This window comes from Streptomyces sp. NPDC048514 (assembly GCF_043199955.1).
Lineage (GTDB): Bacteria > Actinomycetota > Actinomycetes > Streptomycetales > Streptomycetaceae > Streptomyces.
Window position 1 is genome coordinate 231,268 of the sequence record NZ_JBICWT010000006.1, and the last position, 18,236, is coordinate 249,503.

Consider the following 18,236-nt stretch of genomic DNA (forward strand, 5'->3'; position numbering starts at 1 on the left):
CGACTGGCAGTATGGGCGTGAGCGCGGCCCGTCACTACGACCGGTGAAGGACAACCACTCATGACGACGCCCACGATCGAGCTCAAGCCCTCCGCCCATCCGCTCGCCGCCGCGGAGCGCGAGGCGATCCTGGCCAACCCCGGATTCGGCCGCCACTTCACCGACCACATGGTGACGATCAAGTGGACCGAGGGCCGCGGCTGGCACGACGCGCAGCTCGTTCCGTACGGCCCGATCTCGCTCGACCCCTCCACTCACGTCCTGCACTACGGGCAGGAGATCTTCGAGGGCCTGAAGGCCTACCGGCAGCCCGACGGCTCGGTCGCGCTCTTCCGGCCCGAGGCCAACGCCCGCCGCTTCCGCAACTCCGCCCGCCGCATGGCCATGGCCGAGCTGCCCGAGGAGCTGTTCATCGCGGCCCTGGACGCGCTGCTCACCCAGGACGCCGACTGGGTCCCGGCGCACGGCGGCGAGGCGTCCCTCTACCTGCGTCCGTTCATGTTCGCGACGGAGGCCGCGCTGGGCGTGCACCCGGCGAACGAGTACCTGTTCATGCTGATCGCCTCCCCGTCCGGCGCCTACTTCGCCGGCGGCGTGAAGCCGGTCACCATCTGGGTCTCGGAGGACCACGTCCGTGCCGTCCCGGGCGGCACCGGCGACGCGAAGACGGGCGGCAACTACGCGGCCTCCCTCCTCCCGCAGGCCGAGGCCGCGGCGCACGGCTGCGACCAGGTCGTCTACCTCGACGCGGTCACCCGGACCAAGGTCGAGGAGAGCGGCAGCATGAACGTCGCCTTCGTCTACGGCGACCGGATCGTCACCCCGTCGCTCACCGGCTCCATCCTGGAGGGCATCACCCGCGACTCCCTCCTCCAGGTCGCCCGTGACCTCGGCTACACCGCCGAGGAAGGCACGATCACCCTGGAGCAGTGGCGGAAGGACGCCGCCTCCGGTGCCCTCACCGAGGTCTTCGCCTGCGGCACCGCCGCCGTGGTCACCCCGATCGGTCACGTCAAGACCAGGACGGACGGCTGGAGCCACGGCGACGGCACTACAGGCCCGGTCACCGGCCGGCTGCGCGAGGCCCTGCTCGGGCTCCAGCGCGGCATGACCGAGGACAAGCACGGCTGGATGCACAAGATCGGCTAACGCTCGCCCGACATGCTCAGGGCCGCCCCGGACTCGTCGAGGTCCGCGGCGGCCCTGGTGCGTTCCGGGCGGGGCGTCAGCAGCAGGTACACGGCGCCGCCCACGAACCCCGACAGCAGGAAGCTGCAGTCCACCCCGCCGGTCAGCGTCAGCAGCGGGCCCTCGTACGACGGCAGGGACACCGCCAGCAGCCCGACCAGCGCGCCGGCCGCCCAGGATGCGGTGGCCGGCACGTTCCAGCCGCCCCGGTACCAGTAGACCCCGCCCCGGGAACGGCGGTTGAAGACCTGCAGGGCGTCGGCGTCGTACACACCGCGGCAGCGGACGAAGCCGATGAGTGTGATCACCGCCCAGGGGGTGCCGAGGGCGGTGAGGAGCAGGACGAAGGAGGTCATCGCGGACTGCGCGTTCCAGGCGTAGTGGCCGGCGAAGACGCAGGCCGTGGCGACGACGGCGACCGTCGAGGTGGCGCGGGCCCGGGACGCCCTGGGCAGGATCGCGTCCAGGTCCAGGCCCATGGAGTACAGCATCAGGCCCGCGTTGCCGACCGATCCGGCGGAGGCCGACAGCAGCAGCGGCACCAGGTACCAGGCGGGGGAGGCCGTTACCAGCGGGCCCGCGTAGTCGGCCGCGGCGCCGGCCGCGTAGGCGGTGAAGGTGCCGAACAGCTGCGGCACCAGCAGCCCGAGGATCAGGCCCAGCCAGGTCGCGTGCAGGACCCTGCGGCCGGCATGGCGGGCGGGGGAGATGTAGCGGGTGTAGTCGCCGAGCAGCGTGATGAAGGCGATCGGCCCGGAGAGTCCCGCCGCCACCACGGCCAGGAACCAGGTCGGCCAGAAGGATCCCAGCAGATAGCCGCCCGCGCCCGGCAGCGCGGCGGTGGTGAAGTGCGGGGCGTAGGCGAGGACGCCGAGGGCCAGCAGGGCCGTCATGCCGACGGCCAGCACCCGGGACATGGCCAGCAGCACCCGGTAGCCGTAGACCGCGCCCGCGACCGTCGCCGCGGCGAGCACCCCGTAGACCAGGGCGTACGACAGCCCGTCCGCCGGTACCCCGAAGAGCCGGCCGAGGACCCCGAGCATCACGTCCCCGCCGATCCACACCGTCAGCGCGGTGTAGCCGAGCGCCAGCAGCAGGCCGACCACCGAGCCGACCAGCCGGCCCCGCACGCCGAACTGCGCGCCGGAGGAGGTGGACAGGTTGGTCGCGGTACGCAGCGAGACCAGCGCCAGCGGGGCAGTGAACAGCGTGCCGACCACGGTGCCCGCGACGACGGCGCTGACCGAGGCCCACCAGCCGAGCCCGAAGGACGGCGGCAGCCAGCCGAAGATGATCACTCCGAGACAGAGGTTGGAGCCGAGCAGGATCGAGACGAGGTCGCGCGGACCGCTGGTCCGCTCCTCGTCCGGGATGGTGTCGACTCCGCGCTGTTCTATCGGCATGGCTGGGTCTCCTTCGACGGCCGCCTGGGGTTCCGCACTCACTGAGCAGTGGTTTGAGCGACGTTCAATGTGACGTGACCAGTGGTCGTCGGTCAATGCTTCTGTTTCATGAATTCTGTGTTTAGAGTGATGTTCTAACTTGTGGAAGGCAAGGAGGTGCCGCGTCGTGAGACTGACCCCCACGGAACGTGACCGGCTGCTGCTCTTCGGAGCGGCCGAGCTGGCCCGGGCCCGCCGCGCGCGCGGTCTTCGGCTCAACGTGCCCGAGGCGACCGCGCTGATCGCGGACACGGTCTGCGAGGCCGCCCGGGACGGCAGGCGGCTGGCGGAGGCCATCGAGGCCGCCCGGTCGGTACTCGGCCCCGCGGACGTGCTGCCGGGCGTCGCCGACGTCGTCACCGAGGTGATGGTGGAGGCGGTCTTCGACGACGGCTCCCGGCTCGCGGTGGTCTCCGACCCCATCGGCGGCGGCCTCGGTGACGGCGCCCCGGGCGCGCTGCTGCCCGGCCCCCAGCACGCGGACCCCGAGCCGGTGGTCCGGATGCGCGTCACCAACACCGCCGCCGTGCCGGTCTCCGTGACCTCCCACTTCCACTTCTTCGAGGCCAACCCGCGCCTCGACTTCGACCGCCCGGGCGCCTACGGCATGCGGCTGTCCGTCCCCGCGGGCTCCTCGGTCCGGTTCGGCCCGGGGGAGAGCGAGGAGGTCGGGCTCGTGCCGATCGGCGGCGAGCGCGTCGCGATCGGCTTCGCCGGGCTGGTCGACGGGCCGCTGGACGGGCCCGGCGTGCGCGAAGAGGCCCTGCGCAGGGCAGCGGCCTGCGGATATCTCGGAGTCGCACCACAGGGTGCACCGGAAGGAGGCGAGGAACGATGAGCCGCTCGAAGGGACGCGAGGTCAGCCGGGCGATCCATGTCGACCCGCACGCCTACGCGGCCACCCACGGCCCCCGCGCCGGCGACCGCGTCCGCCTCGGCGACTCGGGCCTCACCGTCCGGGTCGAGTCCGACTCCCAGCGCTACGGCGACGAGTTCCTGGCCGGCTTCGGCAAGACCGCCCGTGACGGACTGCACCTGAAGGCCGCCGCCGTCCGCGAGACCTGTGACGTCGTGATCAGCAACGTCGTCGTGATCGACGTGGTGCAGGGGATCAGGAAGGTCTCCGTCGGCATCCGGGAAGGGCGCATCCACGCCATCGGACGCGCCGGCAACCCGGACACCCTCGACGGGGTGGACGTCGTCGTCGGCACCGGCACCTCCATCGTCTCCGGCGAGGGCCTGATCGCCACCGCCGGGGCCGTCGACACCCATGTGCACCTGCTGTCGCCGCGGATCATGGAGGCCTCCCTGGCGTCCGGCGTGACGACGATCATCGGGCAGGAGTTCGGGCCCGTCTGGGGCGTGGGCGTCAACTCCCCCTGGGCGCTGCGGCACGCCTTCAGCGCCTTCGACGCCTGGCCGGTCAACATCGGCTTCCTCGGCCGGGGTTCGTCCTCCTCGGACGCACCGCTGATCGAGGCGCTCGCCGAGGGAGGCGCCTCCGGCTTCAAGGTGCACGAGGACATGGGCGCGCACACCCGGGCGCTCGACACCGCCCTGCGGGTCGCCGAGGAGCACGACGTCCAGGTGGCCCTGCACAGCGACGGCCTGAACGAGTGCCTCTCCGTGGAGGACACCCTGCGCGTCCTCGAAGGCCGCACCATCCACGCCTTCCACATCGAGGGCTGCGGCGGCGGGCACGTGCCCAACGTGCTGAAGATGGCCGGCGTCCCGAACGTCATCGGCTCCTCCACCAACCCCACCCTGCCCTTCGGCCGGGACGCGGTCGCCGAGCACTACGGCATGATCGTCTCCGTCCACGACCTCAAGCCCGACCTGCCCGGCGACGCGGCCATGGCCCGCGACCGCATCCGCGCCGGCACCATGGGCGCCGAGGACGTGCTGCACGACCTGGGCGCGATCGGCATCACCTCCTCCGACGCCCAGGGCATGGGCCGCGCCGGGGAGACGGTCCGCCGCACCTTCGCCATGGCCGGCAAGATGAAGGCCGAACTGGGCCCCATGGAAGGCGACGGCGAGGGCGACGACAACGCCCGCGTGCTGCGCTACATGGCCAAGCTGACCATCAACCCGGCCATCGCGCACGGCCTCTCCCACGAGGTCGGCTCGATCGAGGTGGGCAAGCTCGCCGACATCGTGCTGTGGCGCCCGGAGTACTTCGGCGCCAAGCCGCAGCTCGTCCTGAAGTCCGGCTTCCCGGCGTACGGCGTGGTCGGTGACCCCAACGCGGCCACCGACACCTGCGAACCCCTGGTGCTGGGCCCGCAGTTCGGCTCCTACGGCGCCACGGCCGCGGACATCTCGGTGGCCTTCGTCGCCCAGGCGGCCGTCGACCAGGGTGACGACCGGATGCCCACCCGCCGGCGCCGGGTCGCCGTCCGCGGCACCCGCGGCATCGGCCCCGCCGACCTGCGGCTCAACGCCCGCGTCGGAGCGGTCGACGTCGACCAGCGCACCGGTCTGGTCACCCTCGACGGCGATCCGCTCGGCTCGGAGCCCGCCGACTCCGTCTCCCTCAACCGCCTCTACTTCCTCTGAACCCGCCAGGCAAGGACCTCCACAGATGACCACTCCCGCCGCCGACGGCTTCCGCATGCCCGCCGAGTGGACCCCGCACGAGCGCACCTGGATGGCGTGGCCGGGCCCCAACCCCACCTTCGACGACCCGGACGACCTCGCGCTCTCGCGCATCGCCTGGGCCTCGGTGGCCCGCGCGATCCTCCGCTTCGAACCGGTGACGGTCGTGTGCGGACCCGGCGAGTCGGCCGACGCCCAGGCGCTGCTCGGCCCGGGCGTCGACACCGTCGAGCGCGAGCTGGACGACGCCTGGATGCGGGACATCGGGCCCACCTTCCTGACCAACGGCAAGGGCGAACTGGGGGCGGTGGACTGGACGTTCAACGGCTGGGGCGCCCAGGACTGGGCCCGCTGGGAGCACGACTCCAAGATCGCCGCCTACGTCTCCGACCTCGCCGGCGCGAAGACGTACGCCTCGAAGCTGGTCAACGAGGGCGGCGCCATCCACGTCGACGGCGAGGGCACCGTCCTGCTCACCGAGACCGTGCAGCTCGGCCCCGAGCGCAACCCGCACTGGTCGAAGGAGGAGGTCGAGGCCGAGGTCCACGCCCACCTCGGCACCAGCAAGGCGATCTGGCTGCCGCGCGGCCTGACCGGCGACTACCCGCCCTACGGCTTCGGCACCCTCGGCCACGTCGACATCGTCGCCGCCTTCGCCCGTCCCGGTGTCGTCGTCGCGCACCACCAGCCGGACCCGGCCCACCCCGACCACGAGGTCGGCAAGGAGGTCATCGGCATCCTGAGGTCGGCGACCGACGCGCGCGGGCGGGCGCTGGAGGTCGTCGAGGTGCCCGCCCCGACCGTCCTGGAGGCCGACGGCCACTGGGCCGACTACTCCTACATCAACCACTACCTCTGCAACGGCGGCGTCGTGCTGTGCGGCTTCGACGACCCGCGCGACGAGATCGCCGCCGGGATCTTCCGCCGCCTCTTCCCCGAGCGCACGGTGACCCTGGTGGACGCACGTACGATCTTCGCGGGCGGCGGTGGCATCCACTGCATCACCCAGCAGCAGCCGAAGGTCTGAACACGGGAGTCACGGATGGCCGGTGCGCGGAAGAACGCGCCGCCGCGCGAGGAGGTCCTCGCCGCCGCCATGGAGATGATCGCCGAGCGCGGTCTGGAGAAGCTCACCATGGCGGCGCTCGGCCGCGAGGTCGGTATGAGCAGCGGCCATCTCCTCTACTACTTCCGCTCCAAGGACGAACTGCTGCTGCGCACCCTGGAGTGGAGCGAGGGCCGGCTCGGCGCCGAGCGCGGCCGGCTGCTGGCCGCGCGCGGAACGGCCCGGGAGCGCCTCGACGCCTACGTCGACCTGTACGTCCCCGACGGCCACCGCGACCCGCACTGGACGCTGTGGCTGGAGGTCTGGAACCGCTCGCAGAACGCGGCGGACGACGCCCGCGAACGGCAGGTCGCCATCGAGGGCGCCTGGCACCGGGACCTCGTCGCGCTGCTCGCCGAGGGCGTCTCGCGCGGCGAGTTCCGCCCGGTGGACGCCGACCGCTTCGCGGCGCGGCTGCGCGCGCTGCTCGACGGGTTCTCCATCCACGTCGCCATCGGGCTGCGCGGCACCGACCGTGCTCAGGTTCTGGCACATGTGCGGGAGTTCATCACCGACGCCCTCCTCGTCTGACCCGGTCCCGCCCCGAACCCTCACCGGGTGGAGGAATCGTCCACTCCGCCGCCGGGCAGGTACGGCCCATGGGACGAGAACACTGGAAGAAGATCTGGGTCGGCTCGGCGGGCAACATGGTCGAATGGTTCGACTGGTTCGTGTACGCGAGCTTCGCCACGTACTTCGCCGGTGCGTTCTTCCCGAGCGGCGATCCCACCGCCCAGCTGATGAACACCGCGGGCATCTTCGCCGTCGGGTTCTTCATGCGGCCCGTGGGCGGCTGGCTGCTGGGCAGGGTCGGCGACCGCAAGGGCCGTAAGGCGGCCCTGACCCTCACCGTCACGCTCATGTCGGCCTCGGCCGTCCTCATCGCCGTCGCCCCGACCTACGGGGCAGCCGGCTACGGCGGCGCGCTCGTCCTGCTCGTCGCCCGCCTGCTGCAGGGCCTGTCGGTGGGCGGCGAGTACGCGGCCAGCGCCACCTACCTCACCGAGGCCTCGGACCCCCGCAGCCGCGGCTTCGCCTCCAGCTTCCAGTACGTCTCCATGACCGCCGGCCAGATCGCCGGCCTCGGCCTGCAGATCGTCCTCCAGCGCACCATGTCCGACCACGCCCTGCACAGCTACGGGTGGCGCATCCCCTTCGTCGTCGGCGCGCTCGGCGCGGCCGTCATCTTCTACCTGCGCCGCAGCATGCTGGAGACCGAGGTCTACGAGCAGGACGCCTCGCACGCCGAGGAACGCGGCACCCTGCGCGCGCTGTGGCGGTACCGGCGGGAGGCGTTCCTGGTCGTCGCCCTCACCATGGGCGGCACGGTCGCCTACTACACCTACACGACCTACCTGACGAAGTACCTCTCCAACTCGGCGGGCCTGTCCAAGCAGACCGCGACGCTCGTCTCCTTCACCGCGCTGATCGTCTTCGCCTGCCTCCAGCCACTCGCCGGCCGGCTCTCCGACCGCATCGGCCGGCGCCCGCTGCTGATCACCTTCGCCGTCGGCTCCACCTTCCTCACGGTGCCGATCATGACCCTGCTCGGGCACGCGGACGGCTACTGGCCCGCCCTCGGCCTCGCCCTGCTCGCGCTGGTCGTGGTCACCGGCTACACCTCGATCAACGCCTGCGTGAAGGCCGAACTCTTCCCCACCGGCGTGCGCGCGCTCGGCGTCGCCCTGCCCTACGCCCTCGCCAACGCCCTCTTCGGCGGCACCGCGGAGTACGTCGCCCTGTGGTTCAGACACGCCGGCATCGAGTCCGGGTTCTACTGGTACGTGGCCGGCTGCGCCGCCGTCTCCCTCGTGGTGTACGCCACCATGCGCGAGACGAAGGACCTGGACCTGGGCCGGACGCGGGAGGCGGAGGGGTCCGGGGAGTCCAGTCTGACGACCGCATCCTGAGACGCCCGGTGAGCCGGGGGCGCGGCTGTGCCAGACTGCCCCCGTGCTCTCGTTCGCCATGATTATGGGCAGCAGGCGCGCCGGTCCGCAGTGACCACCTCGTACGACCAGGTGCGGGTGGCCACCGTCGTCCTCGACCCGCGCGCAGACCTCTCGCACCCGCGAGGGGTTTTTTCGTTTTCCGGCCCACCTTCAGCCGGGAACGAAGCGCGAGGGAGTATTGGGGGGACGGTGGAGCCGGTCATTCCGGTACGACCGAAGATTCACAACAGGAGCCTTGAGACCATGACCGAGACGGCAACCAACGAGCTCGACGACTCGTTCCACGTCTTCGACACCACGCTGCGCGACGGCGCGCAGCGCGAGGGCATCAACCTCACCGTCGCGGACAAGCTCGCCATCGCACGGCACCTGGACGACTTCGGCGTGGGCTTCATCGAGGGCGGCTGGCCCGGCGCGAACCCCCGGGACACCGAGTTCTTCGCCCGCGCCCAGGCCGAGATCGAGTTCCGGCACGCCCAGCTCGTCGCCTTCGGCGCCACCCGCCGCGCGGGCGCAAGGGCCGCGGACGACCACCAGGTCAGGGCGCTCCTGGAGTCCGGCGCGCCGGTGATCACCCTGGTCGCCAAGTCGCACGACCGGCACGTGGAACTGGCGCTGCGCACCACCCTCGACGAGAACCTCGAGATGGTCCGCGACACGGTGTCGTACCTGAGGGAACAGGGCCGCCGGGTCTTCGTCGACTGCGAGCACTTCTTCGACGGCTACCGTGCGAACCCCGAGTACGCCAAGGCCGTCGTCCGTACGGCCGCGGAGGCCGGCGCCGACGTCGTCATCCTCTGCGACACCAATGGCGGCATGCTCCCCGCCCAGGTCCAGGCGGTCGTCGCCACCGTGCTCGCCGACACCGGCGCCCGGCTCGGCATCCATGCCCAGGACGACACCGGCTGCGCGGTCGCCAACACCCTGGCCGCCGTCGACGCGGGCGCCACCCACGTGCAGTGCACGGCCAACGGCTACGGCGAGCGGGTCGGCAACGCGAACCTCTTCCCGGTCGTCGCCGCCCTGGAGCTGAAGTACGGCAAGAAGGTGCTCCCCGACGGCCGCCTGCGCGAGATGACCCGCATCTCCCACGCCATCGCCGAGGTCGTCAACCTCACCCCCTCCACCCACCAGCCCTACGTCGGTGTCTCCGCCTTCGCGCACAAGGCCGGCCTGCACGCCTCCGCCATCAAGGTCGACCCCGACCTGTACCAGCACATCGCCCCCGAGCTGGTCGGCAACACCATGCGCATGCTGGTCTCCGACATGGCGGGCCGCGCCTCGGTCGAGCTGAAGGGCAAGGAACTCGGCGTCGACCTCGGCGGCGACCGGGAGCTGATCGGCCGGGTCGTCGAGCGCGTCAAGGAGCGCGAACTCGAGGGCTACACGTACGAGGCGGCCGACGCCTCCTTCGAACTGCTGCTGCGCGCCGAGGTCGAGGGCAAGCCGCTGAAGTACTTCGAGGTCGAGTCCTGGCGGGCCATCGTCGAGGACCGTCCCGACGGCACCCACGCGAACGAGGCCACCGTCAAGCTGTGGGCCAAGAGCGAGCGGATCGTCGCCACCGCCGAGGGCAACGGCCCGGTCAACGCCCTCGACCGCGCCCTGCGCGTCGCCCTGGAGAAGATCTATCCGCAGCTGGCCAAGCTGGAACTGGTCGACTACAAGGTCCGCATCCTGGAGGGCGTGCACGGCACCCAGTCCACCACCCGGGTGCTGATCTCCACCTCGGACGGCTCGGGCGAGTGGTCGACGGTGGGCGTGGCCGAGAACGTGATCGCCGCCTCCTGGCAGGCACTGGAGGACGCGTACACCTATGGGCTGCTGCGGGCGGGCGTGGAGCCGGCGGAGTAGTCACAGTGAAGGCATGACCACACACGACGGTGCTGTCCTGGCCGGGGCTCGCGTGGCGACCCGGCTGCCCGCCGCGGACCTCGACCGGGCCAGGCGCTTCTACGCCGAGAAGCTCGGCCTGCTCCCGGCCGACGAGCGCCCCGGCGGGCTGCTGTACCGGTGCGGGGGCGTCGACTTCGTGGTGTACCGGTCCACGGGGGCCTCGCCCGGCACCTTCACGCAGATGGCCTTCGAGGTGGACGACCTCGATGCGGTCGTGGCGGAGCTGCGGCGCCGGGGCGTGACCTTCGAGGAGGTCGACGCGCCCGGCTTCCGCACCCGGGGCGGCATCGCCGAGATCGACGGCAACTACCCGAGCAAGGGCGCGAGCGGCGAGCGCGGCGCCTGGTTCCGGGACAGCGAGAACAACCTGCTGGGCATCGGCCAGCCGACGCACTAGTCAGGGCGCCCGCCAGATGTTGTCGAAGGCCACGCTCTCGATGCGGCGCCGCTCGCGCACGGCCTCCAGCTCGGTCACCGCGTCACCGATCCCGACCAGCACCGTGCCGACCGCCTCGTCGCCCGGCTCGGCCGCCTCGGCTGGCCGGTCGCCCTCGATGCCCAGGGTGGAGGCGAGGTCGCACAGGACGGGCTCATGGGACCACCACCGGTCGACCGCGTGCCGCCTGGCCGGGGTGTCGGCCGCCTCGCCGGTCCCGCTCCGGCGGGGCAGCCAGCGGTGCTGTTTCCCGGTGAGCTGCCCGTCGGCGTCCAGGGCGTCGTAGTAGGTCACGGCCAGCCCCTCGCCGCGCCGCCACAGCCAGTCCGCCACCGTCTCGTACGGCTCCTCGCGCACCAGGGCCGCGCAGGCCTCGTCCAGCAGCCGGTCGCCCGTGTCCAGCGGCGGCCCGGGCACGATGCGGTCGCCGTCCAGCGTGACGGCGCGGATGCCGAGGAGGTCGATCAGCTCGGCGCCCGCGAGCGCCAGCGCCAGATCGCCCTGCTCGACGGGACGCTCGCCGGGGACGTCGACGCTGACGAGGAACAGATCCTGCGGTGTGGTCATACGGGGCTCCAGGTCGGCCGGGACTCAGGAACGGCCCGGGTCGTTCGGGTGGGTTCCGGCGGGGTGGCGCCGAGGTCCGTCCAGGGCCGCGGCGAAGGCGTGCCGGAGACGTCGCCGTGCGGATCCTCCTCGTCCTCGGCCCGCCGGATGCCGGTGCCGCGCGACTCGCCGACCGGGCGCCACGGCCGCGCCGGCCGGCCGGCGGCGGCCGGCTCCCCGGCGCGCACGGCCTCGGCGGCCCGGCGTTCGGCCACCTCCGCCCCGGTGGTGCCCTCGGGCGGCGAGGTCGTGATCTCGACCGGGAACTCGCGCATGGTCCCGCTCCCTCGGCGAGGCGGCTGGCCCGGCGCTGCCGCACCGGCTCCCCCTCATCGTCCCCCAGCCACCCCACCGCCGCCGCTCAGCAGGAGCCCTCGGCGAGCCGCGCGCCCGCCGAGGGGGGCGTGCCGAGCGGCCGCTCGCGGCTCGCCGCCGTGGGTTACCGGAGAGTCCACTTCTGGTTGGCTGCCCCCGTGCACGACCAGATCTGGGCCCGGGCCCCGTTCGCCGACGAGTTGTCCGTGACGTCGAGGCACTTGCCGGCCGCCGGGTTCACCACGTCACCCGTGGCGGCGTTGTACGACCACTGCTGGGCAGCGGTCGTGTTGCAGTCGTACAACTGCACCCTGGCCCCGTTCGCCGTCGAGGCCGAGGTCACGTCCAGGCACTTGCCGAGCGCCCGGATCGAGCCGTCGGTCTGGACGGTCAACTGCTGGGCGGTGCTGCCGTTGCAGTCGTAGAGCTGCACCGCCGTGCCGTTGGCGCTCGAACCGCCCGCCACGTCGAGGCACTTGCCGGCAAGACCGGTGAAGGCGCCGGTGCGGCTGCCGCCGCCGGACTGGCCGCCCGACCAGGTGAAGGTGGCCGAGGTCTTGCCCGGCAGCGAGTAAGTCGCGTGCTGCGCACCCCAGTCGAGAGTGACCGTGCGGGCCGACGAGGAGTCGTTGTAGGCGATCAGCGCCTTACTGCCGTCGGGGTTGCGCCATGCCACGTTCGGTACCGCGGTGGACGCCGTGGAGGCGATCCGCTGGGCGCCGGGCCGGACGAACTTCGTCAGATGGCCCATGGTGTAGTACTCGACGGTGTAGTCGACCGTCCCGCTCGCACCGTCCCCGTCGTGCACGGTGATCAGCCCGGTGCAGGTACCGCAACCCCCGTTGTGCGGGCCCATGTTCTGGTCGACGGCCAGCGACCACTTGGTCACCGACTTCGCCCAGTTGCGGGTGTAGTCGATGATGTTGGACATGTCCTCGCGCTGCTGGTTGGCGATCCAGGTGCCGCCGGAGTGCTCGGTGCCGAAGGCGTCCAGCGTCGGGTACCGGTTGTGCACCGTCGTCTGCTCGGCGATGTCGCCGCCGTAGCCGTGCCAGGCGATCCCGCCGAAGTTCGGGTGGTCGCGCACCGCCGGGTCGTCCACCGTCTGGGCGGCGTAGGAGTCGTAGACGTCCCAGTTCCAGTCGTGCGCCAGCACCTTCGTCGTGAGGCCCGCCGCCTGCAGCTTGGGCAGCAGCTCGCTCTTGGTGAAGTACGCGAGGCCGCTCGCGTTCCAGCTCATCGACGGGTAGCCGGAACAGCAGGTCGGCTCGTTCTGCGCGGTGACGTAGGAGACGTCGACACCCTGGTCCCTGTACCCCTGGAGGTACTTCACGAAGTAGGAGGCGTAGGCGCCGTAGTCCTCCGCCTTCAGCCAGCCGCCGTTGAGCGACCCGCTGTCCTTCATCCAGGCCGGTGCCGTCCACGGCGAGGCCGTCACCGTGAGGGAGGGGTTGAGCTGGAGCGCCTGTTTCGTCAGCGGGACGACGTCGGCGAGGTCGTGCGCCAGGGAGAACCTCGTCAGGTTCGGGTCCGTCTGTCCGGCGGGCACGTCGTCGTAGGTGTAGCCGTACCGTGCCAGGTCCGAGGCGCCCATCGGATTGCGCAGGAACGACAGCCCGATCCCGTCCGCCGGCGAGAACAGCTTGCGCATGGTGGCGTCCCGGGTCGCCCGGGACAGCGCCCCGCTGCCGTTCATCAGCCAGGCCGCGGTGTCCGTGAAGGACGCGCCGCCACCCGTGAAGGTCTGGTAGCGGGTGTTCTCGTCGACGGTGATGTTCTCGCCGGCACCGCCCGTGCCGGACTGGAAGACGAACGGTGCCTGGGCCTGCAGCCCGCGGACGACATGCCGTCCGGCGGAGTCGTCGGTGGTGGTGAGCCAGGCGGTGACCTGCTCACCGGCCGCGTGCGCGGGGGAGAGGCCGAGGGTGGTGAGCCCTGCGGTGGTCAGCAGGCCGGCGAGGAGCAGCCGGGCCGTGCGCAGAAGCGGTCTTCTCATGGTGCGTTGCCCTTCTGGGGAGAGCCAACGTGCCTGTTGTGGGGGGAGGTTGCGCTCCGAGCCGACTGACGTGCCGTCTTGACGGCTCTGTGAGCCCCCAGTTAACTCATGGCGTGAGCTAAGTCCTGAGTGAACCACGAGAGTCGAGGGAAGGTCCATGCGAAGAACCGCCCTGCTCGCCTCCGCCGCACTGCTGGCCGGTCTGCTCCCCTGGGCGACCGCGCGAGCCGCGGACGACCCGGCCCCAGCCCCCGTCGACCGCTTCGAGGGCGAGGTGCCCTTCGCCTCGCAGCCCGCCGAGGGCATCTTCACCTGGGGAGGCGACACCGACGACCCGCCGGACCTGTCGCTGACCGCCCGCACCGACGCCCCCGAGGGCGCCAAGGTCCTCGCCGGCACCTACGACATCAGCGGCTACGGCGGCTTCACCCACGACTTCGCCGCCGGCGAGCCCGCCCACGACTGGTCCGGCCACCAGGGCATCCGCTTCTGGTGGGACGGCCGGAACGACGGCAGGAAGATCGCCTTCGAGATCAAGGACGGCGGAGCGAACGGCGAGGCCTCCGAACTCTGGACGACCTCCTTCACCGACGACTTCACCGGCTGGAAGCAGATCGAGATCCCCTTCACCGACTTCGCGTACCGCACCGACTACCAGCCCGTCGGCGGCATCGACCACGTCCTCGGCCTCACGCGGATGTGGGGCTACGCCCTCACCCTCCCGCCCGGCGCCAAGGGCGACTTCGCCATGGACGGCGTGGAGCTGTACGGCCGGGCCGACCAGTCGCTGCGCGCCTCCGTCACGACCGGTGCGGCCGTCTACCCGGTGCGCGAGGGCGGCACGGCACGGGTGAGGGTCACCCTCGCCACCACCGGCTCCGCACCCGTCGACGAGCCGGTGACCGTCCGCTACGAGACCGGCGGCGGCAGCGCCGAGCCCGGCAAGGACTACACGCCCGTCTCCGGCACCCTCACCTTCCCGGCGGGCACCGCCTCCGGCACCGCGCGGACCATAGAGGTGCCCACCCGCAGGGACAAGGCGGCCGAACCGGCCGAGACCGTCCCCCTGACGCTCACGGTCACCGGAGCGAAGGCCCCCGCCGAGACCCCGCAGGTCGTCGTCGACGCCCACGGACTGCCGTACCTCGACAGCAGGCTGCCGGTGAAGAAGCGGGTCGCGGATCTCCTCGGCCGCATGTCCCTGGCGGAGAAGGCCGGCCAGATGACCCAGGCCGAGCGCGGCGCCATGACGGCCCCCGGCGACATCGCCGGCTACGGCCTTGGCTCGCTGCTGTCGGGCGGCGGCTCCACGCCCACGCCCAACACCCCGGAGGCCTGGGCGAAGATGATCGACGGCTTCCAGCTCCGCACCCGGGCGACCCGCTTCCAGATCCCGCTGATCTACGGTGTCGACGCGGTCCACGGCCACAACAACCTCTCCGGTGCCACCGTCATGCCGCACAACATCGGCCTCGGTGCCACCCGCGACCCCGCCCTGGCCGAGCAGACCGGCTCGGTGACGGCCGCCGAGGTCCGCGCGACCGGAGTCCCGTGGGACTTCGCCCCCTGCCTGTGCGTGAGCCGCGACGAGCGCTGGGGCCGCTCCTACGAGTCCTTCGGCGAGGACCCCGCCCTCGTGCAGTCCATGGAGACCGTCGTCCAGGGCCTCCAGGGCCGCGCGAACGGCAAGGACCTGAGCCGCGACGACAAGGTGCTCGCGACCGCCAAGCACTTCCTCGGCGACGGCGGCACCGAGTACGGCTCCTCGACCACCGGCACCTACACGACCGACCAGGGCGTCACCAAGGTCACGCGGCAGCAGCTGGAGGCCGTCCACCTGGCCCCGTTCCGGACGGCCGTGGACCGCGGCATCGGCACGGTCATGCCGTCGTACTCCTCCCTCGACATCCTCGGCGACGGCAAGGGCGCGGTGAAGATGCACGCCCGCGCCGACATGATCAACGGCGTGCTCAAGGACCGCCTGGGCTTCGACGGCTTCGTCATCAGCGACTGGAACGCCATCGACCAGCTCCCCGGCGACTACGCGTCCCACGTCCGCACGTCGGTCGAGGCCGGCCTGGACATGATGATGGTGCCGTACACCTACAAGGAGTTCACCGGCACCCTCGTCGACGAGGTGAACGCGGGCCGGATCGGCGAGGACCGGATCGACGACGCCGTCTCCCGCATCCTGACCCAGAAGTTCCGGCTGGGCCTCTTCGAGCACCCCTACGCCGACACCGGCGGCGCCGCCGCCATCGGCTCCAGGGCCCACCGGGAGGTCGCCCGCCGGGCGGCCGCCGAGTCCCAGGTGCTGCTGAAGAACCAGGGCGCGGTACTGCCCCTGAGGAAGAGCGAGAAGGTGTACGTCGCCGGCTCCAACGCCGACGACATCGGCAACCAGACCGGCGGCTGGACCCTCACCTGGCAGGGCTCCTCCGGGAACACCACCCCGGGCACGACGATCCTCCAGGGCATGCGCGAGGCGGGCGGGAACGTCACCTGGTCCAAGGACGCCTCCGCCCCGACCGGCGGGTACGACGCCGGTGTGGTCGTCGTCGGCGAGACCCCGTACGCCGAGGGCGTCGGAGACGTCGGCAACGGCCACTCCCTCCGGCTGTCCGCCGCCGACCAGGCGGCCGTGGACAAGGTGTGCGCGGCGATGAGGTGCGCGGTGCTCGTCGTCTCCGGACGGCCGCAGCTGATCGGCGACCGGCTCGACGGCATCGACGCCCTGGTGGCCTCCTGGCTGCCCGGCACCGAGGGCGAGGGCGTCGCCGACGTCCTGTACGGCAGGCGCCCCTTCACCGGACGGCTCCCCGTCACCTGGCCCAGGTCCGAGGCGCAGCTCCCGATCAACGTCGGCGACACCTCCTACGATCCGCAGTTCCCGTACGGCTGGGGCCTGACCACCCTCACGAAGGTCCCGCAGGGCGGTACGGCCACCCTGCACGCCCTCGCCGTGGCCGCCGCGGCGGCCGAGCGGGCGGGCGCCGACCGGACCGGGCGCAAGCTGGTCACCGAGGCACGGCTGCTCGTCCAGCGGAAGGCCGGCGGACGGATCACCGAGGCCGTGGCGAAGCCCTTCGCCGACGCCGACCACCTGCTGCTGACCGGCCGCTACGGGAAGGCGGTGGAGAAGCTGGTGACGGCGTACCGGGCGGCATAGCCACCCCGCCGATCGGTTTGTATGACCAGTCCTGGGGGGCTTCGGGTAGTTTCGAAGCATGAAGGCCGTCCTGCGGACCCGAAGCCTCCCCGCACTGCTGCTGGCCGTCCTCGCCCTGGTGCTGGCGACCACCTACGCACCCCGCGCGAGCGCCCGGACCAGCGTCTCCAGGATCGCCCAGGCGCTGCGCCAGAGCCCCGTGTACGTCGACCCGGCGGCCTCCGCCCAGCTGTCCGGGCCGGACGCCGACGCCCTCGCCAAGAAGATCAAGGACGCGAACAAACCGCTGTTCATCGCCGTCCTGCCGACCGGCTACCCCACCGCGAACCTCTTCTCCGACCTGCGCGCGGCGACCGGCGTCACCGGCCTGTACGGCATCCGTCTCGGCGATCGCTTCGACGCCCGCGCCGACGCCTCGGTCATGTCGGCCGCCGCCCGCCAGAACCTGGTGGGCAGCGTCCGGGGTGAGAGCGCCAAGGCCCAGCTGACCGACTTCACCGACCGCGCCCTGGCGAACATGGGCGGTCACGCCCCCAAGAGCTGGGGCGCGGGCGACGGCGGCGGCGCGTCGAGCACCGCGCTGATCACTGCGGGTGTGGTGGTCGTGGCGGGCGGCGCGGGCGCGTACGCGCTGGTCCGCCGCAACCGCCGTCGCCGGGAGGAGGAGCAGCGGGCCGCTCTCGACCGGCTGCGGGTGGTGGTGGACGAGGACATCACCGCCTTCGGCGAGGAACTGGACCGTCTGGACTTCCAGCCGTCGGAGCCGGGCGCCGACGACGCGATGCGCGCCGACTACGCGCACGCCCTCGACACCTACGAGACGGCGAAGCAGTGCATGGCCGAGGCGCGAAGGCCGGAGGACGTCCGGCCGGTCACCGAGGCCCTGGACGACGGCCGCTTCTCCCTCGCCCGGCTGGCCGCCCGCCGCGAGGGCCGCCCGCTCCCCGAACGCCGGCCGCCCTGCTTCTTCGACCCCCGCCACGGTCCGTCGGTCACCGACGCCGACTGGACCCCGCCCGGTGGGGCCGCGCGCCGGGTCCCGGTCTGCGCGGCCGACGCCACCCGGCTGGCCGACGGCCGCGACCCCGTGGTCCGCGAGGTCGACACCGACCACGGCCGCCGCCCCTACTGGGACGCCGGACCGGCCTACGGCCCCTGGGCGGGCGGCTACTTCGGCGGCGGCATCCTCCCCGGCCTGCTCGTCGGCACCCTGCTCGGCAGCGTGATGGCCACACCCTCGTACGCGGCGGACTACGGCGCCGGGTACGGCGACTTCGGCGCCGGCGGTTACGACGGCGGAGACATGTCCGGCACGGACTTCGATCCCGGGGACTTCGGGGGCGGGTTCGGGGACGGCGGCGGCTTCGACGGGGGAGGTGGCGGCGGAGGCGACTTCGGCGGCGGATTCTGAGGCCACCGCCTGCACGGCCGCGCGCCCGCCACCGCCTGCGCGGTCCCGCCCCCGCCGTCTGCACGGCAGCGCGCCCGCCGCCTGCGCGATCGCCCCCCTCCGCCGCGGCCGACCCCCTCGGC

At 72.2% G+C, this 18,236-nt stretch carries 14 protein-coding genes; 10 read left to right on the plus strand and 4 right to left on the minus strand.

Annotation, left to right across the window (positions count from 1 at the left end; genetic code table 11):
* The first annotated feature begins 60 nt into the window (after window positions 1-60).
* Window positions 61-1,149 carry a branched-chain amino acid aminotransferase gene (locus tag ACGFT2_RS15500; protein WP_393278039.1) on the plus strand — a complete coding sequence of 363 codons (1,089 nt, stop codon included), beginning with the start codon at window positions 61-63 and terminating at the stop codon, window positions 1,147-1,149.
* Here the strand turns inward: ACGFT2_RS15500 and ACGFT2_RS15505 are convergent.
* The gene (locus ACGFT2_RS15505) at window positions 1,146-2,591 is read right to left on the minus strand and encodes a cytosine permease (protein WP_393278041.1); all 1,446 of its coding nucleotides are present in this window, start codon (window positions 2,589-2,591) and stop codon (window positions 1,146-1,148) included. The genes ACGFT2_RS15500 and ACGFT2_RS15505 overlap by 4 nt on opposite strands.
* Window positions 2,592-2,757: 166 nt before the next feature.
* Here ACGFT2_RS15505 and ureA point away from each other — a divergent pair, with 166 nt between their 5' ends.
* The 7 genes from ureA to ACGFT2_RS15540 all read left to right on the plus strand — a co-directional run bounded on the left by ureA (window position 2,758) and on the right by ACGFT2_RS15540 (window position 10,578).
* Window positions 2,758-3,468: an urease subunit gamma gene (ureA, locus tag ACGFT2_RS15510; protein WP_393278043.1), complete on the plus strand. Its 711-nt coding sequence runs from the start codon at window positions 2,758-2,760 to the stop codon at window positions 3,466-3,468.
* Window positions 3,465-5,189: an urease subunit alpha gene (locus ACGFT2_RS15515; RefSeq protein WP_393278045.1), complete on the plus strand. Its 1,725-nt coding sequence runs from the start codon at window positions 3,465-3,467 to the stop codon at window positions 5,187-5,189. The genes ureA and ACGFT2_RS15515 overlap by 4 nt, the downstream gene beginning before the upstream one ends.
* A gap of 25 nt (window positions 5,190-5,214) precedes the next feature.
* Window positions 5,215-6,255, plus strand: a complete 1,041-nt coding sequence (locus ACGFT2_RS15520) for an agmatine/peptidylarginine deiminase (RefSeq protein ID WP_393278047.1) — start codon at window positions 5,215-5,217, stop codon at window positions 6,253-6,255.
* 15 nt (window positions 6,256-6,270) lie between these two features.
* Entirely contained in the window at window positions 6,271-6,864 is a 594-nt protein-coding gene (locus ACGFT2_RS15525; RefSeq protein WP_393278050.1) for a TetR/AcrR family transcriptional regulator, read from the plus strand.
* A 68-nt stretch (window positions 6,865-6,932) separates the two neighbouring features.
* Window positions 6,933-8,243 carry an MFS transporter gene (locus tag ACGFT2_RS15530; protein ID WP_393278052.1) on the plus strand — a complete coding sequence of 437 codons (1,311 nt, stop codon included), beginning with the start codon at window positions 6,933-6,935 and terminating at the stop codon, window positions 8,241-8,243.
* 285 nt (window positions 8,244-8,528) lie between these two features.
* Window positions 8,529-10,139 carry a citramalate synthase gene (cimA, locus tag ACGFT2_RS15535; RefSeq protein WP_393278054.1) on the plus strand — a complete coding sequence of 537 codons (1,611 nt, stop codon included), beginning with the start codon at window positions 8,529-8,531 and terminating at the stop codon, window positions 10,137-10,139.
* 13 nt (window positions 10,140-10,152) lie between these two features.
* Window positions 10,153-10,578, plus strand: a complete 426-nt coding sequence (locus ACGFT2_RS15540) for a VOC family protein (RefSeq protein WP_393278057.1) — start codon at window positions 10,153-10,155, stop codon at window positions 10,576-10,578.
* On the opposite strand, the gene ACGFT2_RS15545 is transcribed toward ACGFT2_RS15540, so the two are convergent.
* The 3 genes from ACGFT2_RS15545 to ACGFT2_RS15555 form a co-directional block, all read right to left on the minus strand.
* Window positions 10,579-11,184, minus strand: coding sequence for a GPP34 family phosphoprotein (locus tag ACGFT2_RS15545; RefSeq protein WP_393278059.1), 606 nt, complete (start codon window positions 11,182-11,184; stop codon window positions 10,579-10,581).
* On the minus strand, window positions 11,181-11,498 hold the full coding sequence (locus ACGFT2_RS15550) for a muconolactone Delta-isomerase family protein (RefSeq protein ID WP_393278061.1): 318 nt from the start codon (window positions 11,496-11,498) through the stop codon (window positions 11,181-11,183). The genes ACGFT2_RS15545 and ACGFT2_RS15550 overlap by 4 nt, the downstream gene beginning before the upstream one ends.
* Before the next feature lie 164 nt (window positions 11,499-11,662).
* Window positions 11,663-13,534 carry a ricin-type beta-trefoil lectin domain protein gene (locus ACGFT2_RS15555; protein WP_393278063.1) on the minus strand — a complete coding sequence of 624 codons (1,872 nt, stop codon included), beginning with the start codon at window positions 13,532-13,534 and terminating at the stop codon, window positions 11,663-11,665.
* 157 nt (window positions 13,535-13,691) lie between these two features.
* Between ACGFT2_RS15555 and ACGFT2_RS15560 the strand changes: the two genes are divergently transcribed.
* Complete coding sequence (locus ACGFT2_RS15560) at window positions 13,692-16,703, plus strand: glycoside hydrolase family 3 N-terminal domain-containing protein (RefSeq protein ID WP_393278065.1); 3,012 nt, start codon at window positions 13,692-13,694, stop codon at window positions 16,701-16,703.
* Between the two features lie 58 nt (window positions 16,704-16,761).
* The gene (locus tag ACGFT2_RS15565; protein WP_393278067.1) at window positions 16,762-18,114 is read left to right on the plus strand and encodes a hypothetical protein; all 1,353 of its coding nucleotides are present in this window, start codon (window positions 16,762-16,764) and stop codon (window positions 18,112-18,114) included.
* Window positions 18,115-18,236: the final 122 nt, after the last annotated feature.

Bases quoted from the DNA above. Each gene is read 5' to 3' on its own strand.
- ACGFT2_RS15560 (WP_393278065.1), top strand. From the start codon at position 13,692: ATGCGAAGAACCGCCCTGCTCGCCTCCGCCGCACTGCTGGCCGGTCTG.
- ACGFT2_RS15555 (WP_393278063.1), bottom strand. From the start codon at position 13,534: ATGAGAAGACCGCTTCTGCGCACGGCCCGGCTGCTCCTCGCCGGCCTG.
- ACGFT2_RS15540 (WP_393278057.1), top strand. From the start codon at position 10,153: ATGACCACACACGACGGTGCTGTCCTGGCCGGGGCTCGCGTGGCGACC.
- ACGFT2_RS15530 (WP_393278052.1), top strand. From the start codon at position 6,933: ATGGGACGAGAACACTGGAAGAAGATCTGGGTCGGCTCGGCGGGCAAC.
- ACGFT2_RS15545 (WP_393278059.1), bottom strand. From the start codon at position 11,184: ATGACCACACCGCAGGATCTGTTCCTCGTCAGCGTCGACGTCCCCGGC.
- ACGFT2_RS15505 (WP_393278041.1), bottom strand. From the start codon at position 2,591: ATGCCGATAGAACAGCGCGGAGTCGACACCATCCCGGACGAGGAGCGG.
- cimA (WP_393278054.1), top strand. From the start codon at position 8,529: ATGACCGAGACGGCAACCAACGAGCTCGACGACTCGTTCCACGTCTTC.
- ACGFT2_RS15520 (WP_393278047.1), top strand. From the start codon at position 5,215: ATGACCACTCCCGCCGCCGACGGCTTCCGCATGCCCGCCGAGTGGACC.
- ACGFT2_RS15525 (WP_393278050.1), top strand. From the start codon at position 6,271: ATGGCCGGTGCGCGGAAGAACGCGCCGCCGCGCGAGGAGGTCCTCGCC.
- ACGFT2_RS15550 (WP_393278061.1), bottom strand. From the start codon at position 11,498: ATGCGCGAGTTCCCGGTCGAGATCACGACCTCGCCGCCCGAGGGCACC.
- ACGFT2_RS15500 (WP_393278039.1), top strand. From the start codon at position 61: ATGACGACGCCCACGATCGAGCTCAAGCCCTCCGCCCATCCGCTCGCC.
- ACGFT2_RS15515 (WP_393278045.1), top strand. From the start codon at position 3,465: ATGAGCCGCTCGAAGGGACGCGAGGTCAGCCGGGCGATCCATGTCGAC.
- ACGFT2_RS15565 (WP_393278067.1), top strand. From the start codon at position 16,762: ATGAAGGCCGTCCTGCGGACCCGAAGCCTCCCCGCACTGCTGCTGGCC.